25 protein-coding genes are annotated in these 23,144 nt (G+C 69.2%); 16 read left to right on the top strand and 9 right to left on the bottom strand.

Features of this window, described 5'->3' with window-relative positions:
- Window positions 1-19: 19 nt before the first annotated feature.
- Complete coding sequence (locus tag ACOCEP_RS15760; RefSeq protein ID WP_482338014.1) at window positions 20-1,174, bottom strand: glycosyltransferase; 1,155 nt, start codon at window positions 1,172-1,174, stop codon at window positions 20-22.
- 29 nt (window positions 1,175-1,203) lie between these two features.
- On the opposite strand from ACOCEP_RS15760, the gene ACOCEP_RS15755 reads away from it, so the two are divergent.
- The 8 genes from ACOCEP_RS15755 (at window position 1,204) to hisS (ending at window position 8,929) form a co-directional block, all read left to right on the top strand.
- Entirely contained in the window at window positions 1,204-2,841 is a 1,638-nt protein-coding gene (locus ACOCEP_RS15755; protein ID WP_482338013.1) for a phospho-sugar mutase, read from the top strand.
- 1 nt (window position 2,842) lies between these two features.
- A complete protein-coding gene (locus ACOCEP_RS15750) occupies window positions 2,843-3,295 on the top strand; it encodes a flavodoxin family protein (protein ID WP_482338011.1) in 453 nt (150 codons plus the stop codon).
- Window positions 3,296-3,699: 404 nt separating this feature from the next.
- On the top strand, window positions 3,700-4,092 hold the full coding sequence (locus ACOCEP_RS15745) for a helix-turn-helix domain-containing protein (protein WP_378444729.1): 393 nt from the start codon (window positions 3,700-3,702) through the stop codon (window positions 4,090-4,092).
- On the top strand, window positions 4,089-4,610 hold the full coding sequence (locus ACOCEP_RS15740; protein ID WP_482338010.1) for a hypothetical protein: 522 nt from the start codon (window positions 4,089-4,091) through the stop codon (window positions 4,608-4,610). Before ACOCEP_RS15745 ends, ACOCEP_RS15740 begins: the two co-directional genes overlap by 4 nt.
- Entirely contained in the window at window positions 4,607-5,740 is a 1,134-nt protein-coding gene (locus ACOCEP_RS15735; protein ID WP_482338009.1) for an MAB_1171c family putative transporter, read from the top strand. The genes ACOCEP_RS15740 and ACOCEP_RS15735 overlap by 4 nt, the downstream gene beginning before the upstream one ends.
- A complete protein-coding gene (locus ACOCEP_RS15730; RefSeq protein ID WP_482338007.1) occupies window positions 5,737-6,927 on the top strand; it encodes an amidohydrolase family protein in 1,191 nt (396 codons plus the stop codon). Before ACOCEP_RS15735 ends, ACOCEP_RS15730 begins: the two co-directional genes overlap by 4 nt.
- A 312-nt stretch (window positions 6,928-7,239) precedes the next feature.
- Complete coding sequence (locus tag ACOCEP_RS15725; RefSeq protein ID WP_482338005.1) at window positions 7,240-7,632, top strand: hypothetical protein; 393 nt, start codon at window positions 7,240-7,242, stop codon at window positions 7,630-7,632.
- Window positions 7,633-7,642: 10 nt separating this feature from the next.
- A complete protein-coding gene (hisS, locus tag ACOCEP_RS15720; protein WP_482338004.1) occupies window positions 7,643-8,929 on the top strand; it encodes a histidine--tRNA ligase in 1,287 nt (428 codons plus the stop codon).
- A 50-nt stretch (window positions 8,930-8,979) separates the two neighbouring features.
- Here the strand turns inward: hisS and ACOCEP_RS15715 are convergent, their stop codons facing one another.
- The 3 genes from ACOCEP_RS15715 to ACOCEP_RS15705 are packed head-to-tail and all read right to left on the bottom strand — an operon-like array spanning window position 8,980 to window position 11,389.
- A complete protein-coding gene (locus tag ACOCEP_RS15715) occupies window positions 8,980-9,981 on the bottom strand; it encodes an aldo/keto reductase (RefSeq protein ID WP_482338002.1) in 1,002 nt (333 codons plus the stop codon).
- A gap of 26 nt (window positions 9,982-10,007) precedes the next feature.
- Window positions 10,008-10,991 carry an aldo/keto reductase gene (locus tag ACOCEP_RS15710; RefSeq protein ID WP_482338001.1) on the bottom strand — a complete coding sequence of 328 codons (984 nt, stop codon included), beginning with the start codon at window positions 10,989-10,991 and terminating at the stop codon, window positions 10,008-10,010.
- The gene (locus ACOCEP_RS15705) at window positions 10,988-11,389 is read right to left on the bottom strand and encodes a MerR family transcriptional regulator (protein ID WP_192746704.1); all 402 of its coding nucleotides are present in this window, start codon (window positions 11,387-11,389) and stop codon (window positions 10,988-10,990) included. The genes ACOCEP_RS15710 and ACOCEP_RS15705 overlap by 4 nt, the downstream gene beginning before the upstream one ends.
- 84 nt (window positions 11,390-11,473) lie before the next feature.
- Between ACOCEP_RS15705 and ACOCEP_RS15700 the strand changes: the two genes are divergently transcribed.
- Window positions 11,474-12,070, top strand: a complete 597-nt coding sequence (locus tag ACOCEP_RS15700; RefSeq protein WP_482338000.1) for a TetR/AcrR family transcriptional regulator — start codon at window positions 11,474-11,476, stop codon at window positions 12,068-12,070.
- 439 nt (window positions 12,071-12,509) lie between these two features.
- On the opposite strand, the gene ACOCEP_RS15695 is transcribed toward ACOCEP_RS15700, so the two are convergent.
- From ACOCEP_RS15695 to ACOCEP_RS15680, 4 genes are all read right to left on the bottom strand, one after another.
- Entirely contained in the window at window positions 12,510-13,775 is a 1,266-nt protein-coding gene (locus tag ACOCEP_RS15695; protein WP_482337998.1) for a hypothetical protein, read from the bottom strand.
- Window positions 13,772-14,365: an RNA polymerase sigma factor gene (locus tag ACOCEP_RS15690; RefSeq protein WP_482339726.1), complete on the bottom strand. Its 594-nt coding sequence runs from the start codon at window positions 14,363-14,365 to the stop codon at window positions 13,772-13,774. The genes ACOCEP_RS15695 and ACOCEP_RS15690 overlap by 4 nt, the downstream gene beginning before the upstream one ends.
- A 92-nt stretch (window positions 14,366-14,457) precedes the next feature.
- A complete protein-coding gene (upp, locus tag ACOCEP_RS15685) occupies window positions 14,458-15,081 on the bottom strand; it encodes a uracil phosphoribosyltransferase (RefSeq protein ID WP_482337997.1) in 624 nt (207 codons plus the stop codon).
- A gap of 18 nt (window positions 15,082-15,099) precedes the next feature.
- Window positions 15,100-15,543, bottom strand: a complete 444-nt coding sequence (locus ACOCEP_RS15680) for a protein-tyrosine phosphatase family protein (RefSeq protein WP_482337996.1) — start codon at window positions 15,541-15,543, stop codon at window positions 15,100-15,102.
- A gap of 105 nt (window positions 15,544-15,648) precedes the next feature.
- Here ACOCEP_RS15680 and ACOCEP_RS15675 point away from each other — a divergent pair, with 105 nt between their 5' ends.
- Genes ACOCEP_RS15675 through ACOCEP_RS15655 form a run of 5 tightly spaced genes read left to right on the top strand, consistent with a single transcriptional unit; the run spans window position 15,649 to window position 20,734 of the window.
- The gene (locus tag ACOCEP_RS15675) at window positions 15,649-16,260 is read left to right on the top strand and encodes a DUF1707 SHOCT-like domain-containing protein (protein WP_482339725.1); all 612 of its coding nucleotides are present in this window, start codon (window positions 15,649-15,651) and stop codon (window positions 16,258-16,260) included.
- Window positions 16,261-16,283: 23 nt separating this feature from the next.
- Complete coding sequence (locus ACOCEP_RS15670; protein ID WP_482337995.1) at window positions 16,284-17,444, top strand: serine hydrolase domain-containing protein; 1,161 nt, start codon at window positions 16,284-16,286, stop codon at window positions 17,442-17,444.
- Between the two features lie 19 nt (window positions 17,445-17,463).
- On the top strand, window positions 17,464-18,438 hold the full coding sequence (gene deoC, locus ACOCEP_RS15665) for a deoxyribose-phosphate aldolase (RefSeq protein ID WP_340684595.1): 975 nt from the start codon (window positions 17,464-17,466) through the stop codon (window positions 18,436-18,438).
- Window positions 18,439-18,441: 3 nt separating this feature from the next.
- Window positions 18,442-19,875: an aldehyde dehydrogenase family protein gene (locus ACOCEP_RS15660; protein WP_482337993.1), complete on the top strand. Its 1,434-nt coding sequence runs from the start codon at window positions 18,442-18,444 to the stop codon at window positions 19,873-19,875.
- Window positions 19,868-20,734 (top strand): aldehyde dehydrogenase family protein, encoded by an 867-nt coding sequence (locus ACOCEP_RS15655; protein ID WP_482337991.1) that lies wholly within the window; start codon window positions 19,868-19,870, stop codon window positions 20,732-20,734. Before ACOCEP_RS15660 ends, ACOCEP_RS15655 begins: the two co-directional genes overlap by 8 nt.
- Window positions 20,735-20,829: 95 nt before the next feature.
- Here the strand turns inward: ACOCEP_RS15655 and ACOCEP_RS15650 are convergent, their stop codons facing one another.
- Window positions 20,830-21,468 (bottom strand): TetR/AcrR family transcriptional regulator, encoded by a 639-nt coding sequence (locus tag ACOCEP_RS15650; RefSeq protein WP_482337990.1) that lies wholly within the window; start codon window positions 21,466-21,468, stop codon window positions 20,830-20,832.
- Window positions 21,469-21,687: 219 nt separating this feature from the next.
- Here ACOCEP_RS15650 and ACOCEP_RS15645 point away from each other — a divergent pair, with 219 nt between their 5' ends.
- Window positions 21,688-22,902 (top strand): cytochrome P450, encoded by a 1,215-nt coding sequence (locus ACOCEP_RS15645; protein ID WP_482337988.1) that lies wholly within the window; start codon window positions 21,688-21,690, stop codon window positions 22,900-22,902.
- 8 nt (window positions 22,903-22,910) lie between these two features.
- On the top strand, window positions 22,911-23,105 hold the full coding sequence (locus ACOCEP_RS15640) for a ferredoxin (protein ID WP_126735249.1): 195 nt from the start codon (window positions 22,911-22,913) through the stop codon (window positions 23,103-23,105).
- Window positions 23,106-23,144: the final 39 nt, after the last annotated feature.

Raw genomic sequence — 23,144 nt, 5'->3', positions numbered from 1 at the left:
ATGACATCCGGGGCACTTCTCAGCCGGCGAACTCGGGAAGCCGCTGGGCGACCTCCGCGGGAGAAGGCATCGCGGCGACCTCGGCGGCGAGGTCCCGCGCGGCGCCGAGCACCGTTTCGTCGGTGAGCAGCTTTCGCGCCCGCTCGAAGATGGCGTCCTCGACGGCGTCGCCACCGATCAGTCGCGCGCCGACACCGGCCGCGACCACGGCTTCCGCGTTCGTGAACTGGTCCGCGCCCTGCGGCAGCACCAGCTGCGGCAACCCGGCGCCGAAGGCCCCCAGCGTCGTCCCGCTGCCGCCGTGGTGGACCACGAGGTCGACGTGCGGCAGGAGCTCGACCTGCGGCACCCACGCCTCGACGCGGACGTTGCCCGGGACTTCGCCCAGGCTCGCCGGATCCACCGTCGGGCCCGCCGCGACGATGACGTCCGCGTCGATCCTGGCGAGACCGCCGATGGCCCGCTTCAACACGTCTTCGTCACCGAAAGCGGTGCCGAGGGTGAGATAGATCAGCGGACGGCTCTTGTCCCGCCCCGCCACCCCCGCCGGGAGATCTCCCGGCTCCGCCCAGCCGACGGGACGCAGGGGGATCCGGTTCGCTTCGGCCAGGAAATCGGGCGCCTGCACCGATTCCGGGCAGATGTCGACGACCGGGTCGCCGAAGGACGGCAGATTCACGCCCTGGAAACCGACTTCCGCCGCGAATTCCGCGAGACGGCCGTAGATGACGTCCAGGACATCGTCCGGCGAGAACCGGCCGAAACCGTGCCCTATCGCGGGAATTCCGGCGAGCCGGGCGGCGATGGCGCCCCCGGCGTTGCCGCTTTCGTAGACGACGAGATCGGGGCGGTGCCGGTCCAGCACCGGCGCGAGATCGGCGACGAACCGCCGTGGCAGCACGTTTCCGAACACTTCGCCGATAACGGGATGGAAGGACTCGGGCGGGGCGTCCTTGGCGCGGGGCTGAGCGTCGGGGCCGAAGTACGACTCGAACGCCTGCCGCATGCCGAATCCGGCGCTTTCCGTGGCCAGACCGGCCTTTTCGACCACCGGGAGCAGGTCGTCACCCGTGGCGAACAGGACGTCGTGCCCGGCGTCGCGCGCGGCGACGGCGAGCGGTAGTAGGGGATAGAGATGACCATGACTCACCAGAGAAGTGAAGATCAATCGCACCCTCTCCAACGTACCCGTAGGCTGACTCGGTGACGACTTCCTTGACCTCGGAGCTGCGGGATCGGGCGTTCCGCTGGATCGCCGACGACCCGGACGACGATTCCCGCGTCGAGCTGCAGAACATCCTCGCGCGCGCGATGGGCGGCGAAGCCGGCGCGGCGGACGAACTCGCGGACCGGATGGCCGGCCCGCTCGAATTCGGCACCGCCGGGCTGCGCGGTCCGGTGCGCGCGGGCCCCAACGGGATGAACGTCGCGGTCGTCACCCGGACCACGGCCGGGGTCGCCGCCTGGCTGACCTCGCAAGGACATTCGGGCGGGGTCGTGGTGGTCGGCCGCGACGCGCGGCACGGTTCGGAGGCCTTCGCCGAGGCCGCCGCCGAGGTGCTGGCGGCCGCCGGGTTCGCGGTGAAGACGCTGCCCGGCCCGTTGCCCACCCCGGTGCTCGCGTTCGCCGTACCGGAGCTCGGCGCGGTCGCGGGTATCCAGATCACCGCGTCGCACAATCCCCCCGCCGACAACGGCTACAAGCTTTACGACGCGTCGGGTGGCCAGATCGTCCCGCCTTCGGACGGACAGATCGAGCGGGCCATCGAAGCCGCTCCCCCGGCGATCAGCGTGCCCCGCGAGCCGGGCGCCGAGGTGCTGGGCGACGAACTCCTGGACGCGTACCTCGCGAAGGTCGCGCTGCTGCCGCGTGGTCCGGAGCGCGAGGTCAAGGTCGCCGCGACGGCGTTGCACGGCGTCGGCGCGGACACCCTGCGCGTCGCGTTCGAACGCGCCGGATTCGGCGATCTCCATCTGGTGACCGAGCAGGCCACGCCCGATCCCGACTTCCCGACGGTCGCCTTCCCCAATCCGGAAGAACCGGGCGCGACGGATCTTCTGCTCGCGCTGGCGTCCGAAGTGGACGCCGAGCTGGCGATCGCGCTCGACCCGGACGCCGACCGCTGCGCGCTGGGCGTGCGCGAGCGCGACGGTTCGTGGCGGATGCTGCGCGGCGACGAAACCGGCGTGCTCCTCGGCTGGCATGTCCTGTCCACAGTGGACACAACGGACCCGCTGGTCGCCACGACGATCGTGTCGTCGTCGATGCTCGGCGAAGTCGCGAAGGAGTTCGGGGCACGCTACGCGGAGACCCTGACCGGGTTCAAATGGCTGGTCCGCGCGGGCGAAGGGCTCGTGTTCGCGTACGAAGAGGCGCTCGGCCTCTGCGTGAACCCCGGTTTCGTCCGCGACAAGGACGGCATCTCCGCCGCCGTGCTCGCCGCGGCGTTGACCGCCTCCCTGCGCGCGTCGGGCCGCGGGCCGCTGGACGTCCTCGACGAACTGGCGGTGAAGCACGGGGTGCACGTGACGGATCAGGTCTCGTTGCGGGTCACCGATCTGTCGGTACGGGAGCGGCTGATGGCCGGCCTGCGCGCCACTCCCCCGGCGGCGCTGGGCGGCACCGCCGTCACGATGGAGGACCTCCTGCCCGACGCCGACGTCCTCCGCCTGACCGGCGAGGGCCTGCGTGTCGTGATCAGGCCGTCCGGGACCGAGCCGAAGCTGAAGGCGTATCTGCAGGTCAAGGAGCCGGTCACGGGCGGCCTCGCCGACGCGCGCGCCGCCGCGGAAGCGCGGCTGTCCGCGCTGCGAACCGACATCGAAGCCCGGCTGGCCTGACATGCCGAAGCTGCTGATCGTCCACCACACGCCGTCGCCCTCGACGCAGGCGATGTTCGAAGCCGTGCTTTCGGGCGCGAACCATCCGGACATCGAGGGCGTCGACGTGGTGCGGCGGGCGGCGCTGGGCGCGACCGCGCCCGACGTCCTGGAGGCCGACGGCTACCTGCTCGGCACCCCGGCGAATCTGGGGTACATGTCCGGCGCGCTGAAGCATTTCTTCGACACCGTCTACTACCCGTGCCTGGATTCCACGCGGGGACGGCCGTTCGGGTTCTTCGTGCACGGCAACAACGACACCGCCGGCACGGTGCGCGCGATCGAGGCCATCACGACCGGGCTGGGCTGGGAAAGCGCGGCTTCCCCGGTGCTCGTCACCGGCGAACCGGGCAAAGCGGATTTGGAAGCCTGTTTCGACTTGGGCGGCACCCTGGCCGCCACGCTGATGCCCTAACCCCCGCCCGCGTTTCTTCCTCTTGTTGCGGTAGTCCGCACTACGAACGACCGCAACAAGAGGACGAAACGCGGGGGAGAAAATAAAGGGGCCTGTCACCGGAAGCCCTGGGGGTCGACCTCCGGCAACAGGCCGAGGCCAAGGGTTCGCCGTGACGGCGATCGACCTTGGCCGCCTCAGCGTACTACATCCGGCACGATCTTGTGCACCCACCGCGAAAGACGGCTCTCACTCCGGCGTCCGTACACCCCCAGGGCACGGATTCCGGAGTGAGAGACCGGAAACGGCACGAAACCGCTTGACAACTGTAAACCACTGCATACATACGCTGTCAACAGCTGCGGACAGGCTGTATCGCGTTACACTCCCACTACGGAACGGGACCAGTGAACGGATGGGGGGTCATGTCGCCGTACCAGACCTTCGCCCAGAAGCTGAGCGCGCTGATCGATTCGGCGCGCGCGAACGAAGGCGCCCCGCACAGCTATCGCGAGCTGTCCGCGGCGATCGATCGCGCCGGCGGGCCCACCATGTCGCCCGCGTACCTCCAGCAGCTCGCCACGGGTAAACGCGTCAACCCGAAGATCCACTACGTCGAGGCGCTGGCGAAACTGTTCGGGGTTCCGATCACCTACTTCTTCGAAGACCAGGAACCGCAGCCCGTCGGAGAGGCGAAGCTCATGGCCATGCGCGCGCAGGAGCTTTCCCCGCAGGGCCGCCGCCAGGTCATGGATCTGCTGGAGCTCGTCGAGCGGTACGAACGGGCCGAGCGCGACCAGCCGGACGAAAGCCGATGAAGGAACGCGAACTCCGCAAACGCTGCCGCAAGATGCTGAACAAGCTCGACATCGAGCCGCCGCTCGACGTCGGCGTGCTCTGCGAGCGGCTCGGCGAACAGCGAGGCAGGCCGATCCGGCTGATGCCGTATCCGCTGGAGGTCCCCGGCCCGTTCGGCTGCTGGATCGCCACCGGTTCGGCGGACTACATCTTCTTCCAGCAAGAGACCACGAAGTCCCACCAGGATCACATCATCCTGCACGAACTCGGCCATATGCTCGCCGATCACCACCCCGGCGGCGACGCCGAACCCGCCGACTTCCTGCGTGGTCCCGCCTCCGGCCTCGACGGCGACGCGGTTCACCGCGCTTTACGCCGCACCTCCTACGATGAGGCGCACGAATGGGAAGCCGAGACCGTGGCGACCATCATCCTCGAATGGGCGTCGGTCTTGAACTACACGATTCCCCGTCGCGCCGACGACGATGACGTCCGCCGCGTCCAAGGCGCGCTGGGCGACCATCAAGGGTGGCTGTGAACTCGCTGTTCTCCCCTCTCAACGTCGTGGCGATGGTGCTGTTCGCGACCGCGCTCGCCTGGCGGATCTACCAGACGTACCGCGCGCCCCGGCTGCTGCCGAACTGGGCGATCACGGTCACGATCGTCTGCGTCGCCGGCTCCTTCCTCGCCCAGCAGAAGGTGATCGTCGGCTGGCTCGACGACCTGACCGGCAAGGGCACGGGCCGGCTGGTCAACAACATCCTGCTCGCCATCGGGGTGTGCGCGCTGTTGATCGTCTTCCTCGGCTCCGCGCTGGGCCCGCGCCGCCCGAAACGCGTCCTGTTCGAACTGATCCCGCTGTCCGGCGCGATCGCGCTGATGCTGGTCGCCATGGCCCTCACCCCGCCGGAGGTACGCGGGCTCGCACTGAGCCCGAAGCTCGTGCACACACCCGGCGTGGCGCTGTTCTACCTGGGCGCCGGGATCTACCTGATCTACGGCCTTTCCGCCTGCGCCTGGTGGATCTTCCGCTACATCCGCGCCGCGGACCGGCATCTGAAGACCGGGCTGAAACTCAGCGCCGCCGGGCTGATCTGCCTCTCCGTCGGCAGTGTCTTCCGCGCGCTCTACATCGTGATCGCGTGGGCGTTCGGGCCGTCGATCCCGTTTCTGCTCACCGTCGCGGTCCCGCTGGTACTCCTCGGGATCGTGCTCTTCCTGGCCGGGATCACCTATCCCGGCGCCCGCGCGCGGTTCGCCGCGCTTCGCCGCCGTCGTCTGCACCGGCGTCACCACGACAAGCTCACCCCGTTGTGGACCGCGCTGGCCGGGATCTACCCGAACATCGTGCTCCGGACCACGCCACAGGGCAGGTGGGAGCGGTGGCGCCCGCGTACGGTCCACCGCCGGTACTACCGCCGCGTGATCGAGATCAGGGACGGGCTCGTGCAGCTGAGCCCCTATCTGGAAACCGATCTCACCACGCTCGCCGCCGACGACCCGAGGGCCGCGGCGGAAGCGCTGAAGACGGCGATCGCCCGGCAGACCGCCGGCGAGGAGACCGACGGGCGGGCGAAACTCGTGCTCCCGGGCGGCGCCTCCGACATCGAATCCGACGTCCGGCCGCTGCTCGCCCTGTCCGCCGCCGTCTCCAGGAGCGACGCATGACCGCACAACTGCTGCTCACGGGCGAGCGCGTCCTGCCGCGTCCGAGCACGCCGGTCGAAGACGGCGCCGTCCTCGTCGAGGGCGGCCGGATCCTCGCGGCAGGCCCTCGCGCCGAAGTCGTGGCGCAGGCGTCGCCGCACGCGGAAACGCTCGACTTCCCCGGCGCGACAGTGCTGCCCGGCCTGTTCAACGCCCACGTGCACCTGGCTTTCGACGCCTCCCGCGAGATGCTGCCGAACTTCCTGGCGAGCGACGACGACGCCCTCCGCGCGGGTGCCAAGGAGCGGTTGGGACAGCTGCTGCGCAGCGGCGTCACGACGGTGCGGGACCTCGGCGACCGCGACGCGCTGGGCGCGCGGGTCCGGGCGGATCTCGAAGGCACCGCCGCGCCGCGCCTGCTCACCGCGGGAGCGCCCCTGACCGTCCTCAAAGGACACTGCCATTTCTTCGGCGGCGAGGTCGACGGCGACGACGCGATCCGGGCCCTGATCGACGAGAACGCGGCGGCCGGCGCGGACGTGATCAAGGTGATGGCCAGCGGCGGCCAGATCACCGAGGGCGGCGCGGACATGTGGGAATCGCAGTTCGACGTCCGGGCGCTGCGCCTGATCGTCGAGCACGCGGCACGCCACGGGCTCCCGGTCGCGGCGCACGCCCACGGCTCCGACGCGATCGAGGCGTCGGTCGAGGCGGGTGTCCGCACGATCGAGCACTGCACCTGGCTGACCGGCCCCCAGCGCCAGGACAGGCGCGAGGGCGTCGCCAAGCGCATGGCGGCCGAGGGCATCGCGGCGTGTTCGACGAGCAGCCGGAACTGGCGGACGCTGGCCGAGCGCATGGGCGAGGAACTGGCGAAGACCGTCTACGGGCGGCTGTCCTGGCTGGAGGAGCTGGGGGTCCCGCTGCTGTCGGGGACCGACGCCGGGCTGCCCGGGTCGGTGTTCGACGACCCCGTCGGCGCCCTCGAACTCTACGAATGGCTTGGCTTCGGCAGGCGCCGGATCCTCGAGATCGCGACGGAGGACTCCGCCGCCGGGCTCGGGCTCGGCGACGTGACCGGGCGGCTCGCCCCCGGTTTGAGCGCCGACGTCCTGGTGGTCGACGGCGATCCGCTCGCCGATCTTTCCGCGCTCCGAAACGTTCGCCTGGTCGTTTCGCGCGGGGTGGTGGCGAGCGGCTCGGCTTGATCGAGACCGGTCTCCTCGGCGCCGACGGGTGCCTCATGGCCAGGACGCGTCGCGAAAGCCACTTTCGCGACGCCTGGTGTCCCGAAAGTGGCTTTCGCGACACCAGCGCCGCGGCCGCATGGGACACGGGGGCGGCACCGCCTGGGCAGGCGTGAAGGGGACTTTCCCCGTATCCGATGCGGCGAAAGTCCCCTTCACGACACCCGGCACCGTCTCGCCGGCCAAGCGGACCTGAATCACCACTCACGACCCCGTCCGGCGTCGAACGCCAAGTTTCGTGACAGCGTTTTAAAACAGTGTTATCGTTTCCGCGTGGAAGAACCGATCAAACTCTTCACCGTCATCGCGCTCGTTTCCCTGCCGACGGTGATGTACGGCGGCTACGCGCTGATGGGTGTCCTGCGTGACCGGAAGCTGACCGAGCACCAGCGCGGGATGTTCCGCGCCGGCCACGCGCACGCCGGTGTCCTGCTGGTTCTCGCGCTGGTCGCGCTGCAGATCCTCGGGCAGACCGGGCTCCCGTCCGCCGCGCTGTGGATCGTCTGCTTCCTGCTGCTGTTCGGCGTGCTCGCCCAGTCCGGCGGCTTCTTCCTGCACCTGGCGCCGGGCAAGGGCAAGCTCGGCGGGCGGGTCACCAGTGCCGGGGCGGTGCTGCTCGGGGCGGCGATCCTGACCACCGCGTACGGCGTCGCCTTCGCTGGTTAAGCTTGCTGACGTGCCTGAATACCTGCCGACAGCCCCCGCCAAGGGGACCCGCGACTTCCTGCCCGCCGAGATGTCCGTCCGGACGCAGGTGTTCGGCCATCTCTACGACGTGCTCGAACTCCGGGGTTTCCTCCGCTACGACGGGCCGATCCTCGAACCCGCGGAGATCTACGAGCGGAAGTCCGGGCAGGAGATCGCGGACCAGCAGCTGTACACGCTGACCACCAAGGGCGGCGAGCGGCTGGCGCTGCGCCCGGAGATGACGCCGTCGGTCGCCAGGATGATCGCGGGCAACGCCAAATCGCTGCAGTTCCCGGTGCGCTGGTACAGCCACCCGAACTGTCACCGCTACGAGCGGCCGCAGCGCGGGCGGGTCCGCGAGCACTGGCAGATCAACGCGGACATCTTCGGTTCGGACAGCGCGAACTGTGAGATCGAGATCTTCGAGCTGATCCACGACATGATGAGCGCGCTCGGCGCGACCCCTGACATGTTTCAGGTGCGGGCGAACGACCGGAACCTGCTCTCGTCTGCGCTCACCGACATCGTCGGCGTGACCGCGGAGCAGTTGCCGCAGGTGTTCACCCTGGTGGACCGCTGGGAGAAGTCGGACCGCACGAAGCTGAGCGACACCGCGACCGAGATCGGGCTGACCGACAAGCAGTTCGAGAAGCTGACCGAGATCCTGTCCTCCGGCGCGGCCCTGCTCGACGAGCTTCCGGAGCAGGTCAAGGAGAACTCGAACCTGGTCAAGGTGCTGAACAGCGGCGCCGCGGACCTCATCACGTTCGATCCGATGATCGTGCGCGGGCTCGCGTACTACACGTCGACCGTGTTCGAGGTCTTCGACACCTCCCCGGAGAACCGTCGCGCCCTCTTCGGCGGCGGCCGGTACAGCGACCTGGCGTCGTTGTTCACGTCGCAGCAGATCCCCGGGATCGGCTTCGGCATGGGCGACGTCACGCTGATCGACTTCCTCGACACCCACGGCCTCACCCCGAAGCCGCGCAGCGAGGTCGACGTCGTGGTGATCCCGGTGGTCGAAGAGCTCACCGACGCCTCGCGCGAGGTCGCCGGGCGGCTCCGGAAGGCCGGCCTGCGCACGTCCACGCCCGTCGAACTCCGCAAGCTGGGCAAGGAACTCACCCGGGCGGACAAGGCCGGGGCGCGGGCCGTGGTGATCGTGGGCCAGGAGGACTGGGACGCCGGGAACGTGACGGTGCGCGGCCTCGCGACCCGCGAGCAGCGGACCGTGGCGCTCGACGGCGTGGTCGACGCGGTCAATTCCTCGCTCTGACAACGAAAAAAGCCGGCGCTCCCTGATCGGGAGCGCCGGCTTTTTCGTGTTCAGCGGGACAGCATGCGCATGGCCGCTTCGGGGTACCGCTCCCCCGCGACCGCGTCGGCCGGGACCGCCGCCTCGATCGCGGCGATGTCCTCGGCCGTCAGCTTCAGGCCGACGGACGCGACGTTCTCTTCCAGGTACTTGCGGCGCTTGGTGCCCGGGATCGGCACGACGTCGTCGCCCTGCGCCTGCACCCACGCCAGCGCCAGCTGACCCGCGGTGACACCCTTATGCTCCGCCAGCGCGCGCAGCGCCTCGACGATCGCCAGGTTCCGCTCCAGATTCCCTTCGGCGAACCGCGGCTGCGTCGTCTGCCGGAAGTCACCGTCGGCGAAGTCCTCTTTGGACTTGAAGCGGCCGGTGAGGAAACCGCGGCCCAGCGGGGAATAGGGCACCAGCCCGATACCGAGTTCACGACAGACCGGGACGACCTCGTTTTCGATGTCGCGCGACCACAGCGACCATTCCGTCTGCACGGCCGTCACCGGGTGCACGGCGTGCGCCCGCCGGATGGTGTCCGGGCCGGCCTCGGAAAGCCCGATGTGCCGGATCTTCCCCTGCTCGACCAGCGAGGACAGGGCGCCCGCGGTCTCTTCGATCGGCACGTCCGGGTCGACGCGGTGCTGGTAGTAGAGGTCGATGTGGTCGACGTTCAATCGGCGAAGCGACGCCTCGACCTGTTGCCGCACATAGAATTCGTCGCCCCGGACACCGCGCTTCGAGGGGTCCGCCTCGTCGCGCACGATGCCGAACTTGGTCGCCAGCACGACCTGGTCCCGCTTGCCGGCCAGCGCGCGGCCGACCAGCTCCTCGTTGCGGCCGAAGCCGTACATGTCGGCGGTGTCGATCAGGGTGACACCCAGTTCGATCGCGCGGTGGATCGTCGCGATCGATTCGGTGTCGTCACCTTGGCCGTAGAACTCGCTCATGCCCATGCAGCCGAGGCCCTGCGCGCCGACTTCCAGCGTGCCGAGCCCGCGGGTGGGCAGGGTGGAACCCGTCATGATCTCTCTCGCACTTCTCTGGGGTTTTACTTACCGGCGGCGCGGGCGAGCCGCTCCGGGTAACGCTCACCGGCGAACGCCTCGGCGGGCGCGGCCTTTTCGATGGCCTCCATGTCCACTTCGGACAGTTCCAGTTCAGCCGCGGCGGCGTTCTCTTCGAGGTACTTGCGCCGCTTGGTGCCCGGGATCGGCACGACGTCGTCACCCTGCGCCTGCACCCAGGCCAGCGCGAGCTGCCCGGCGGTGACGCCCTTCTGCTCGGCCAGCGCGCGCAGCGCCTCGACGATCGCCATGTTGCGTTCGAAGTTGCCCTCGGCGAAGCGGGGCAGCCCTCGGCGCAGGTCGTCCGCCGGAAGGTCCTTCACCGACGTCACGCCGCCGGTGAGGAATCCCCGGCCAAGCGGCGAGAAGGGCACGATGCCGATGCCCAGCTCGCGAACGGTCGAGAGGATCTCGCCTTCGATGCCGCGGGTCCACAGTGACCACTCGCTCTGCAGCGCGGTCACCGGGTGGACGGCGTGGGCGCGACGGATCGTCTCGGCACTGGCCTCGGAGATCCCGGCGTAGCGGATCTTGCCCTCTTGGACCAGCTCGGCGAGCGCGCCCCAGGTCTCCTCGACCGGCGTGTCCGGGTCGACGCGGTGCTGGTAGTAGAGGTCGACGTAGTCGACGTTCAGCCGGCGAAGGGATTCTTCGCAGCTCTGCTTGACGTACGCCGCGTCGCCGCGCGCGGACATCCCGCCGTCCTGATCCCAGACGATGCCGAACTTGGTCGCCAGGACGACCTGGTCCCGCTTGCCCGCGATCGCGCGGCCGACCAGCTCTTCGTTCGCTCCGGCGCCGTAGACGTTCGCGGTGTCGAGCAGGGTCACACCCAGTTCGAGAGCGCGGTGGACGGTGGCGATCGACTCCGTGTCGTCGTCGCGGACGCCGTAGGCCTGGCTCATCCCCATACAGCCGAGGCCCTGCGCGCCGACCTCCAGGCCGCCGAGCCTCCTGGTGCTGATCACGCTGAAATTCCCTCCACGGTGGCTCCGGTGCCGAGCACCTTGCGCTCCACCTGGTCGTAGTGGTCGATCTTGTAGTCGAGGATGTCGAGGCAGGTCTGCAACTCGGCGATCCGGTCGGCGACCGATTTGCGCTGGTCGACGAGGATCGCCTTGCGCCTTCCCGCGCTCGACGCCCCGTGGTGGCGCAGGGAGGCGTACTCCCGCATCCGCTTGATGGGCATGCCGGTCAGGCGGAGCTTGGTCAGGAACGCCAGCCACCCGAGGTCGTCATCGCTGTAGGCGCGGCGCCCGGCCGCGTCCCGCGCCGGAGGCTCGACGAGTTTGATGCGCTCGTAGTACCGGAGAGTGTCGATGGACAGTCCGCTACGTCGTGCGGCTTCCGCTATCGAGTAGCTCATGTGAACGACAGTACGACCTGGAGTGCGCTCCAGGTCAACTCCGAATCCGAGCGATTGATAACAGCGTTGCGATACTCTCTGCGCATGCCCCGCCCCAGGACGCACGACGAGAACCTCCGGCTGAAACTGCTGGACCGCGCCGGTGAACTCATTTCGGCCGACGGCCCCAAGGCGCTGAGCCTCCGCAAGCTGGCCGCCGACGTCGGCACGTCCACCACCGCGGTCTATTCGCTCTTCGGCGGGAAAACGGACCTCGTCGGCGCGCTGTTCACCGAGGGCTTCCGCCGCTTCGGCCGCCGGATGTCCGGGGTCACGCTGAGCGGCGACCCGGTCGAGGACCTGGTGCGGCTCGGCGTCGCGTACCGGGAAAGCGCGCTGGCCGACCCGCACCTCTACGCGATCATGTTCACGAAGTCGGTGCCGGGTTTCGAGCCGGCGGAGGAGACGTCCGAGCAGGCCCGCGCCACGATGGCGCCGCTGGAGGGGACGATCCGTGCCGCGGTCGCCGACGGCGTCTTCCTCGACGTGCCGCCCGAGGTCATCGCCGTGAGCTGCTGGGGCATCGTGCACGGGCTCGTCTCCCTGGAGCTGAACGGGAACCTGCCCGACGAGTTCACCGTGAGCGCGGCTTACGAGGCCGCGCTGCGGGCGAACGCTTCGGGCTGGCTGCGTCGCGTTTAGCAGGCTGAACGCGATCTGACAGCACCACCCGCGTTTCGCGGGCTAAACGCGATCTGACAGCACCACCCGCGTTTCGCGGGCTAAACGCGATCTGTGCAGAACTGCGCCCCGCGGCGGATGCCGTGAAGGCCTCCTCGCCTACCTTCAGAGCAGGGAAGGAGGCCTTCACCCCCTCGGCAACTGGCGCCAGATCGCGTTTAGCCCGCGAAACGCAGGTCCGCCCGCCCCGCGCAAATACGTGAAGGCCCCCATCCTTGCGCCTAGCTCCGTGAAGGCCCCCTTCACGTACTTTCCAGCGCCCCATAGCGCGTGAAGGCCCCCTTCCCTCGGCTGAGCCGAGGGAAGGAGGCCTTCACGCGCACCCCAACCCAGAAGGATCGCGTTTAGCGGGCTAAACGCGACCCGCCCGCACCACCCGCGTTTAGCGGGCTAAACGCGATCAGTAGAGCGGCAGGGTGCCCTGGTACAGGATCACCCCCGCCGCGTCCAGGACCGTGACCCCCACCTTCGCGTTCTCATAGTCCCGGCTGACCCCGTCCGGTATCCAAGCCCCGAAGGTCCCGGCCCCGACCACCGCGTCGAAGGTCTTGCCGGTGCCGAAGTCGAGCTTCACGGTGTCCGCGGCCTCGGGCACGACCCCCAAGTAGACGTTCCGCGGCTTGTCGCCCGTCCTGCCGACCGTTTCGGTCCGCAGCGCGTACACGGGCCCCGTGGGCTTCGGCTGGTCGTACATGATCCGGTAGTACTCGGTATTCCCGTCCCCGTACCCGAGCCCTCCCTGGCACACGGTGACCAGGCCACCCGAACGAGCGACGACCACTCCGACGTCGTCGCCGTCCAGGAACGCGCCGACCTCGTAGGCGTCCGGGTCAGGCAGCGTTTCGGACGCCCCCTCCACACAGACGTCGAAGAACTCACCACCCGGCGTGGCCCGGTCGGGCACCGGGAACACCGGCTTGTCGAGATCCGTCGCGGCAGGCTCCGGCGCGGGACGAAGGGGGTGCGGCGCGTGGTACCCGCGAGGGCGGGATTGCCCTCCCGGCGTCGGCCCGACGGCGTAGGTGGTCCGAGAAGGCTTCATCGGCGCGATGTGCACGAACAGATTCCCCGGCCGGAAGACGGGAATGTCCCTTCTGGACAACGACGCGTCGTTCTGTCCCGTCATTTCCACCTTCGGCCATTCGGGATCGGCGATACCCGCGACCGTCCCGGCCCTGGTCATCAGCAGGGCAGCGGTCCCCGTGCCCGGCAGGTAGAGCGGAGCGGCGTCCGGGTCGGACACGGTCGCCGTCATCAGCGTGGTCTCGCAGAAGAACGGCTTGCCGCGTGCCACCACCGCGACGACGGTGACCGACGGCGAAACGACGGTGAATCGCGGCACCCACTCGCTCCGGCCCGGGAAGCTCGCCGCCCTGCCCTTCTTCTGGAGCGCCGCCCAGCACCGGTTCATCGACTCCTCCGCCTTCGGCCCGTCGAGGGAGAAGTCAGGATTCGCGACGACGGGCCCCTGCCCGTCCGGTTCCCGGATGAGCACGGCCGTGACCAGGGCACCGGCCAGGACCAGGATCACGGCGGCCGCCGCGGCGACGATCGGCCAGCGCCGCCGCGCGGGTTTTCCCATTCCCTCCCGCAGCGACATCCGCAGGTTGTCCAGCACTTCCGGAGGGAGTTCACGCCTGCCGGGCAGGCCGAGGTCGTCGGTCATTTCTCCTCCAGGGCAGCCCGCAGCTGCGTACGGGCCCGCGAGATGTGAGCGCGAACGGTCACCTCGGCCACGCCGAGCAGTTCGGCGGCGTCGGCGAAGGAGAGATCGCCGAGCAGGCAGAGTTCGACGGCTTGCCGCTGCGATTTCGGCAGCTTCGCGACCAAGGCGAGCACCTGCCGGAGGCGGTCTTCGCCGTCGAGCTGGTCGACGACGGTGTCGGCGTGGTCGGACACCGACCGCGGCTCCGGCAGCCGCCGGACCAGCCGGAGCCGCCGCCCGGTACTGCGGTGTTCGCTTCGCGCCAGGTTCCCCGTGACGGTGTACAGCCAGGGCAGCGCGCTGTCGCGGATGAGCGTGATGTCCGCCCGGCGCCGCCAGGCGGTAAGAAACGTCGTCGACGTCAGGTCTTCGGCCGACGCCCACGACCCGGTCAGCCGGTAGGCGTGGTTCCACACCGACTGGACATGTCGTTCGAACAGCTCGGTGAACGCGGTGTGATCACCGCCCGCGGCCGCCCGCCAAAGCTCCGTGTCGCTCCTGTCGGGAGGAGGTTCGCACGAGTCCACCGGCACCCCCACCGTTCCGGTCACTGTTCTGGTCACATCTGTCAGTGGCCGGAGACGGCGTGGTTGTTGCGAACCGGCCGGATCGCGTTCAGCGGGCTAAACGCGATCCGGCGGTGTCAGACGGCCCCGTACTGCCGGTCCCCCGCGTCGCCGAGCCCGGGCACGATGAACCCGGAGTCGTTCAGCCGCTCGTCGATGCTCGCGGTCACCACCCGCAGCGGCAGCCCGGTCTTCTTCAGGTGCTCGATGCCCTCAGGCGCCGCCAGCGCGCAGATCGCGGTGACGTCGGTGGCGCCCCGGTCGGTGAGCAGCCGGATCGTGTACTCCATCGACCCGCCGGTCGCCAGCATCGGGTCGAGCACCATCACCGGCCGGTCGGCGAGCGATTCGGGCAGCGATTCGAGGTACGGCGTCGGCTGGAGGGTCTCCTCGTCGCGCGCGAGGCCGACGAAACCCATCTGAGCGTCCGGGATCAGCTTGTGCGCCTGGTCCGCCATCCCGAGCCCGGCCCGCAGCACCGGCACGAGCAGCGGCGGGCTCGCCAGCGCGTAACCGTCGGTGCGCGCCACCGGCGTGTGGATCCGCTCGATCCGCACCGGCAGGTCGCGCGTGGCTTCGTAGACCAGCATGACGGTCAGTTCGTGCAGCGCCGCGCGGAAGGCGGCGCTGTCGGTGCGCGCGTCGCGCATGGTGGAGAGCCTGGCCTTGGCCAGCGGGTGATCAACGACGTGCACATCCATGCCGGTCAATTTAGCCCGTCACGCCTGCCGCGCGAACCAGCCGACCCAGCGGCGCTGCCAGGGCGTCTCCACCGAACGCTTGTCGTGGTTGGCCCGCGCCCACGCCACCGCCTCGTCCGCGCTCAGCCCGGAAAGGGTGGCGAGACAGGACAGCACGGTGCCGGTCCGCCCCACCCCGCCGTAACAGGCGACCTCGACGCCTTCGCCCGCCGCCGCCCGGGCGTGCAGGTCGACGATCCGGTGCCGCGCGTCCGCCCAGTCCGTCGGCAACAGGAAGTCGGGCCAGCGGATCCACGCCCGCTCCCACTCCATTTTGTGATCGTGTTTCCGGCGCAGCTTCGCGCCGCCCAGATACAGTCCGAAATCCGGCGAAGGCCCGTCTGGCCAGGGACGCCCCAGGCCCCGTCCGCGCACCTTGATCCCGTCCGGCAGCTCGACGGCGCCGGGTAGTGAGTTCCCCATCACGGGAGGATGCCACTGTCGACCATAAGATGGACGCTTGGCCCTCCCGTCGGCGCTAGGCTCCTCCGCGTGAGTGAAGAACCGGCCCTGCCGGGCCCCGAACAGATGCGCATCTCCGACGCCGACCGCGAGCAGGTCGCGCAGGTGCTGCACGCGGCGATGTCCGAAGGGCGCATCACCATAAACGAGCTGGAAGAGCGGCTCACCGTCGTCTACGCGGCCAAGACCGTCGGGGACCTCAAACCGGTCACCGCGGATCTGCCCCAGCATTCGCGGTCGGCGATCGAGCCGGCGACCTCGCGCGCGCTGGGCCTGCCCGACGACCGCATCGGCGGGCATCCGGGTTCCGGCGCCTCGATCGCCGTCATGTCCGGCGCGTCGCGCAAGGGCAGCTGGGTGGTCCCGCCGCAGCACAACAGTTTCGCGTTCTGGGGCGGTGCCGATCTCGACCTGCGGCACGCGCGGTTCGCCGAGAAGCACTCGACGATCACCGCGGTCGCGATCATGGGCGGGATCGACATCGTCGTACCCGACGACATCAACGTCGACGTCACCGGAATCGGCTTCATGGGCGCGTTCGAGCTGGAAGACCGCGCCGGGACGCCCGCGGCGCCGCCGACGGCGCCCACCGTGAAGATCACCGGCCTGGCTTTCTGGGGAGGCGTCACCGTCATCCGGAAACCGCGTAAAAAGGACGTACCCGAACTCGAAGCCTGATCTGACCCTGGGGGGTTCACCACATGCGCCGAAGTTTCCTCGCGATCGCTTGTGCCGCACTGCTTTCCGCCACCGCTTTCCCGGCGGCGGCCGCCGAGAAGACCGATCCGCGCCAGGCCGCGATGGACGCGGCGGTCGCCGCGGGCATCCCCGGCATGGTCGCCGTCTCCGACGAGTTCCGCGGCGTCAGCGGCGTCGCGAACATCGAGCGGCCGGGTAAGCCCGACGCGTCGGGCCGCTGGCGGATCGCGAGTGTGTCCAAGGTGTTCGTCGCGACGCTGGTCCTGCAGCTCGTGGCCGAGAAGCGGGTCGGGCTCGACGAGCCCGTCCAGCGCTCTCTGCCCGGATTGCTGCCGTATCCGGAGCCGATCACCGTCCGCCAGCTGCTGCAGCACACCAGCGGCCTCCCGCGGGACCTCGCCCCCGAGGACACCTGGGCGTCCGGGCCGGAGGTCGACACCGAACGCTTCGAGCACTTCGACAGTGACGACCAGATCCGCCTGAGCGTGTCGAAGCAGCCGCTGCAGTTCAAACCCGGGACGGGCTGGGGGTACTCGAACACCGGCTACAACGTCCTCGGCCTCCTGGTCGAGAAGGTCACCCGGAAGCCGCTGGAACGCGCGCTCGCCGAACGGATCACCGGGCCGCTGCACCTGCGCGACACCTCGCTGCCCCGCGACTTCCCGTTCCTGCTCCGCCCGGCCGCCCGCGGCTACGAGCAGCTGTACGACGCGCCGCGCGGCCTCACCGACGTCACCACCTACAACTACTCGCGCTACTTCGGCGCGGGTGGCATGGTGTCGTCGGCCAAGGACCTCAACCGGTTCTTCGAAGCGTTGTTCGGCGGGCGCCTGCTGCCCGCCGGCCTGGTGACGCAGATGAAGACGACGGTCCCGGTGGGCGGCGGCATGGAGTACGGCCTCGGCCTGATGAAGCTGAACCTCAAGGCCGCGGGCGCCTGCGCCGAGGACGTCTCGATCTGGGGGCACGGCGGCGACCTGCCCGGCTTCGCCACCCTCAGCTTCCACGACGACTCCGGCAAGAACATCTCCACATTGGCCACCGTGGACCTCACCGCGTCGCCGGAAGCCGCGCTCAAGCGCCAGCTGCCGATGATCTCCGAGTTCTGCTCGCCGGTGCCCTCGACCAGGGCGGTCGCCCAGGCCCCGGTGCCCAGCCTGTAGGCCGCTTACACTCACCCGTATGACAGCTACGACCAGCTCGTCAGCGGCGACGGCCACCCCGTCGCCGCTGGCGGACGCGACTCGCGACGAGGCGAGCCTGCGCCGGTTCCTGCACGGGCTGCCTGGTGTCGACCAGGTCGGCGTCGAGCAGCGGGCCGCGGGACTCGGCACGCGCAGCATCAAGAAGGCCGCCAAGCTCTGGGCGATCGACACCGCCATCTCGATGGTCGACCTGACGACCCTCGAAGGCGCCGACACCCAGGGCAAGGTCCGCGCGCTCGCGGCCAAGGCCAAGCGGCCGGACCCGGAACGCCCGGACACCCCGCGGGTCGCGGCCGTCTGCGTGTACCCGGACATGGTCGAGACGGCTGTCGAGGCGCTTCGCGGCACCGGCATCCACGTCGCGAGTGTGGCCACCGGCTTCCCGGCCGGCCGCACGAGCCGCGAGATCAAGCTGGCCGACACCAAGATCGCCGTGGACGCGGGCGCCGCCGAGATCGACATGGTGATCGATCGAGGCGCGTTCCTGGAAGGCCGCTACCTGGAGGTCTTCGAGGAGATCCAGGCGATCAAGGCCGCCTGTGGCAGCGCCCACCTCAAGGTCATCCTCGAAACCGGTGAGCTCGCCACCTACGACAACGTCCGCCGCGCGTCCTGGCTCGCGCTGCTGGCGGGCGGTGACTTCATCAAGACCTCCACCGGCAAGGTCTCGCCCGCCGCGACGCTGCCGGTCACCCACGTGATGCTGCAGGCCGTCCGCGACTGGTTCGTCCAGACCGGTGAACTGCGCGGCGTCAAACCGGCCGGTGGTATCCGGACGACCAAGGACGCGATCAAGTACCTGGTCGCGGTGCACGAGGTCGCCGGCGAGCAGTGGCTGAACCCGGACCTCTTCCGGTTCGGGGCGTCCAGCCTGCTCAACGACCTCCTGCTGCAGCGCCGCACCCAGGCCGACGGCCACTACAGCGGTCCCGACTACGTGACGGTGGACTGATCCATGGGCATCTTCGAGTACGCGCCCGCGCCCGAATCGCGCGACCTCGCGAATCTCAAGTCGCATTACCGGCCGTTCGTGAACGGCGAATTCGTCGACGGCTCGGGTGAGCCGCTCAAGACGATCAACCCGGCCACCGAAGAGGTGCTCGCCGAGGTCGGCACCGCGTCGGTGTCCGATGTGGACACCGCGGTCAAGGCCGCGCGCAAGGCATACACAGGCGTCTGGTCCAAGATGCCGGGCTCCGAACGCGCCAAGTACCTGTTCCGCATCGCGCGCCTGATCCAGGAGCGGTCACGGGAGCTGGCCGTGCTGGAAAGCCTCGACAACGGCAAGCCGATCAAGGAATCGCGGGATTCCGACGTGCCGACGGCCGCCGCGCACTTCTTCTACCACGCGGGCTGGGCCGACAAGCTCGACTACGCGGGCTATGGCCCGAACCCGAAGCCGCTCGGTGTCGCAGGCCAGGTCATCCCGTGGAACTTCCCGCTGCTGATGCTGGCGTGGAAGATCGCGCCCGCGCTGGCCACCGGCAACACCGTGGTGCTCAAGCCCGCGGAGACCACGCCGCTGACCGCGCTCGTGTTCGCGGAGATCTGCCAGCAGGCCGAACTCCCGCCCGGCGTGGTGAACATCCTGCCCGGCGCCGGGGACATCGGCGCCGCGCTGGTGGGCCACGGCGACGTGAACAAGGTCGCCTTCACCGGATCGACCGAGGTCGGCAAGGCCATCCAGCGCCAGATCGCGGGCACCGCGAAGAAGCTGACGCTGGAGCTGGGCGGCAAGGCGGCGAACGTCGTTTTCGACGACGCCCCGCTGGACCAGGCCGTCGAGGGGATCGTCAACGGGATCTTCTTCAACCAGGGCCACGTCTGCTGCGCGGGCTCGCGGCTGCTGGTGCAGGAGTCCATCGCCGACGAGCTGCTCGAAAAGCTGCGCTACCGCGTCTCGACGCTGCGGCTGGGCGACCCGCTGGACAAGAACACCGACATCGGCGCGATCAACTCCGCCGAGCAGCTCGCGAAGATCAAGGGGCTCGTGGAATCCGGCGACGCCGAGGGCGCGCAGCGCTGGACCAGCCCGTGCCCGGTGCCGGACCGCGGTTTCTTCTTCGCTCCCACGGTGTTCTCCGACGTCCAGCAGTCGATGCGCATCGCCCGCGAGGAGATCTTCGGTCCGGTGCTCTCGGTGCTGACCTTCCGCACGCCGGACGAGGCCGTCACCAAGGCGAACAACACGCCGTACGGGCTCTCCGCCGGAATCTGGACCGAAAAGGGCTCGCGCATTCTCTGGATGGCGAACCGGCTCCGCGCCGGTGTCGTCTGGGCCAACACGTTCAACCGCTTCGATCCCGCCGCGCCGTTCGGCGGCTACCAGGAGTCGGGTTTCGGCCGCGAAGGCGGACGCACCGGACTGGAGGCCTACCTCGATGTCTGACCGTATTTCGGTGGCGAAGACCTACAAGCTCTACATCGGCGGCAAGTTCCCGCGTTCGGAATCGGGCCGGGTGTACCCGGTCACCGACACCAAGGGCAAGTTCCTGGCGAACGCCTCGCACGCGTCCCGCAAGGACGTCCGTGACGCGGTTTCGGCCGCCCGCAAGGCTTTCGGCGGCTGGTCGGCGGCGACCGCGTACAACCGCGGCCAGGTGCTGTACCGGGTGGCGGAGATGCTGGAAGGCCGCCGCGAGCAGTTCGTCGCGGAGGTCTCCGCTTCGGAAGGCGTGGCGGCGAAGAAGGCTCAGTCCATTGTGGACGCCTCGATCGACCGCTGGGTCTGGTACGCGGGCTGGACGGACAAGATCGCGACCGTGCTCGGCGCGGCCAACCCGGTCGCGGGCCCGTACTTCTCCTTCACCGTCCCGGAACCGACCGGTGTCGTGGGCGTGCTCGCGCCGCAGCGGTCGTCGTTGCTGGGCCTGGTGAGTGTGCTGGCCCCAGTGCTGGCGACGGGCTCGACCGCCGTGGTCGTCTCCAGTGCGGACCGGCCGCTGCCCGCGATCACGCTTTCGGAGGTGCTGGCCACTTCCGACCTGCCCGGCGGGGTCGCGAACATCCTGACCGGCCGCGCGTCCGAGCTGGGCTCGTGGCTCGCGTCGCACGGGGACGTCAACGCCCTCGACCCGACCGGCGCCGAGCCGTCCGCGCGGGCGGACCTGGCGCGTGAGGCGGCGGGGACCGTGAAGCGGGTGCTGACCGTCCCGGACGCCGAGCCGGACTGGACCGCCGACGCCGACATCTCGCGGCTGCGGCGGTATCTGGAGGCGAAGACCGTCTGGCATCCGCTGGGCGTCTGATCGCGTAGCGGGTGAAGGCCCCCTTCCCTCGGCTGAGCCGAGGGAAGGGGGCCTTCACTGCGTCGGGATCGCGTCGGCGGGCCTCTGGCCGGGCCTCACGGGTCCAGATCGGCCCCGGTCAGCGCCCGTCCCGGCAGCGGCTCGTTCGAGCCGACGGCCCGCAGGCCGTCGATCATGATCCCGATGCATCGCCTGGTCGCCATCCGCGCGACCTCCTCGCCCTTGCCCGGCATCTGCCGCAGCAACGTCGCGAACAGGATGGCGACGTCACCGGTGGCGACGTCCGTCCGGAGCCTGCCCTCCGCCTGCGCCCCGCGGACGAAAGCGTCCATGACCAGGAGCAGCTCGTCACGCAGGGCCTTGATCGCGGGATCACTCTTCAGGATCGCCAGCGCCCGGGGCGACACCATCGCGAGCTGGATGCTCAACTGCAACTCCATCGACTGGTGCAACAGCCGGATCAGCGCCTCCCAGTCCGAGGCCTCCTGATCCCTCGCGGCCTTCGCGTCCCTGAGAACGCGGTCGAAGTTGTCGACGGCGACCGCCCGGATCAGCGCGTCGCGATCAGGGAAGCGCCGGTACAAGGTGCCGACGCCGACGCCGGCCGAGCGCGCGATCTCCTCCATCGGGACCTCGGCGCCTTGGGCGGCGAAGATGACTCTCGCGGCGGCCAGGATCTGATCCCGGTTCCGGCGCGCGTCGGCGCGCAAGCGGGTCTCGGGGTCGGCTGTCATGATCCTCGCCTCTCGAAGGGGCCTTCAGGGCCGTGATTCTCGCACGTGAGGGCGTGCCCTTCACGCTTCCCGGGAAACCACCCCTTCGCGAGTGGACGACCAGCCTCCGCTTGAGTACCTTGGTGACATAAGCGGAATGAAACCATCCGCATACGTTTTTTGGGGCCCCCTGTCCGATTTCGCCCGAACCCACCCGACATCTGGGGAAGGACAAACCCGATGACTGACGTCGAGGAAACCACCGCGACCTTGCCGCTGGCCCGGAAATGCCCGTTTTCACCACCACCCGAATATGAGCGGCTTCGCCGGGAAAGTCCGGTTTCCCGGGTCGGTCTCCCGTCCGGCCAAACGGCTTGGGCGCTCACCCGGCTCGAAGACATCCGCGAAATGCTGAGCAGTCCGCATTTCAGTTCGGACCGGCAGAGCCCGTCGTTCCCGTTGATGGTCGCGCGGCAGATCCGCCGCGAGGACAAGCCGTTCCGCCCCTCCCTCATCGCGATGGACCCGCCGGAACACAGCAAGGCCAGGCGTGACGTCGTCGGGGAATTCACCGTCAAGCGCATGAAAGCGCTCCAGCCTCGAATTCAGCAGATCGTCGACGAACATCTCGACGCCCTGCTCACCGGGCCCAAACCCGCCGATCTCGTCCAGGCGCTTTCCCTGCCGGTTCCGTCCTTGGTGATCTGCGAACTGCTCGGTGTCCCCTATTCGGACCACGAGTTCTTCCAATCCTGCAGTTCCAGGATGCTCAGCCGGGAGGTCACCGCCGAAGAACGGATGACCGCGTTCGAGTCGCTCGAGAACTATCTCGACGACCTCGTCACCAGGAAGGAAGCGAACGCCACCGAGGACGACCTCCTCGGCCGCCAGATCCTCAAGCAGCGGGAAACGGGCGAAGCCGACCACGGCGAACTGGTCGGGCTGGCGTTCCTGCTGCTCATCGCCGGCCACGAGACGACGGCGAACATGATCTCGCTCGGCACGGTGACCCTGCTGGAGAATCCCGATCAGCTGGCGAAGATCAAGGCGGACCCGGACAAGACCCTCGCCGCCATCGAGGAACTCTTGCGGGTCTTCACCATCGCGGAAACGGCGACCTCACGCTTCGCCACGGCGGACGTCGAGATCGGCGGCACGCTCATCCGCGCGGGCGAAGGCGTCGTCGGGCTGAGCAACGCGGGCAACCACGACCCGGACGGCTTCGAGAACCCGGACGCCTTCGACATCGAACGCGGCGCACGGCATCACGTCGCCTTCGGATTCGGGGTGCACCAATGCCTCGGCCAGAACTTGGCGCGGTTGGAACTCCAGATCGTGTTCGATACGTTGTTCCGGCGAGTACCGGGCCTCCGGATCGCCGTTCCGGTCGACGAACTGCAGTTCAAGCACGATTCGACGATCTACGGCCTCCACGCCCTTCCGGTCACCTGGTAGGAGGAGCCATGAAGATCATCGCGGACACCGGGAAATGCGTGGGCGCGGGCCAGTGCGTGCTCACCGATCCCGACCTGTTCGACCAGAGCGAGGACGACGGGACCGTCATCGTGCTGAACGCCGAGCCCGAAGGCGAAGAGGCCGAGGAGAACGCGCGCACGGCGGTGCACATTTGTCCGGGGCAGGCACTGTCGCTCGCGTAGGGAGTGGGGCTCGTGAGTGGTAAGGACGGTTCTAACCGT

The organism is Amycolatopsis sp. CA-211722, from assembly GCF_056828465.1.
Note: the sequence above shows the minus strand (reverse complement) of the source record. Positions and strands in the feature narration are given on the sequence as shown.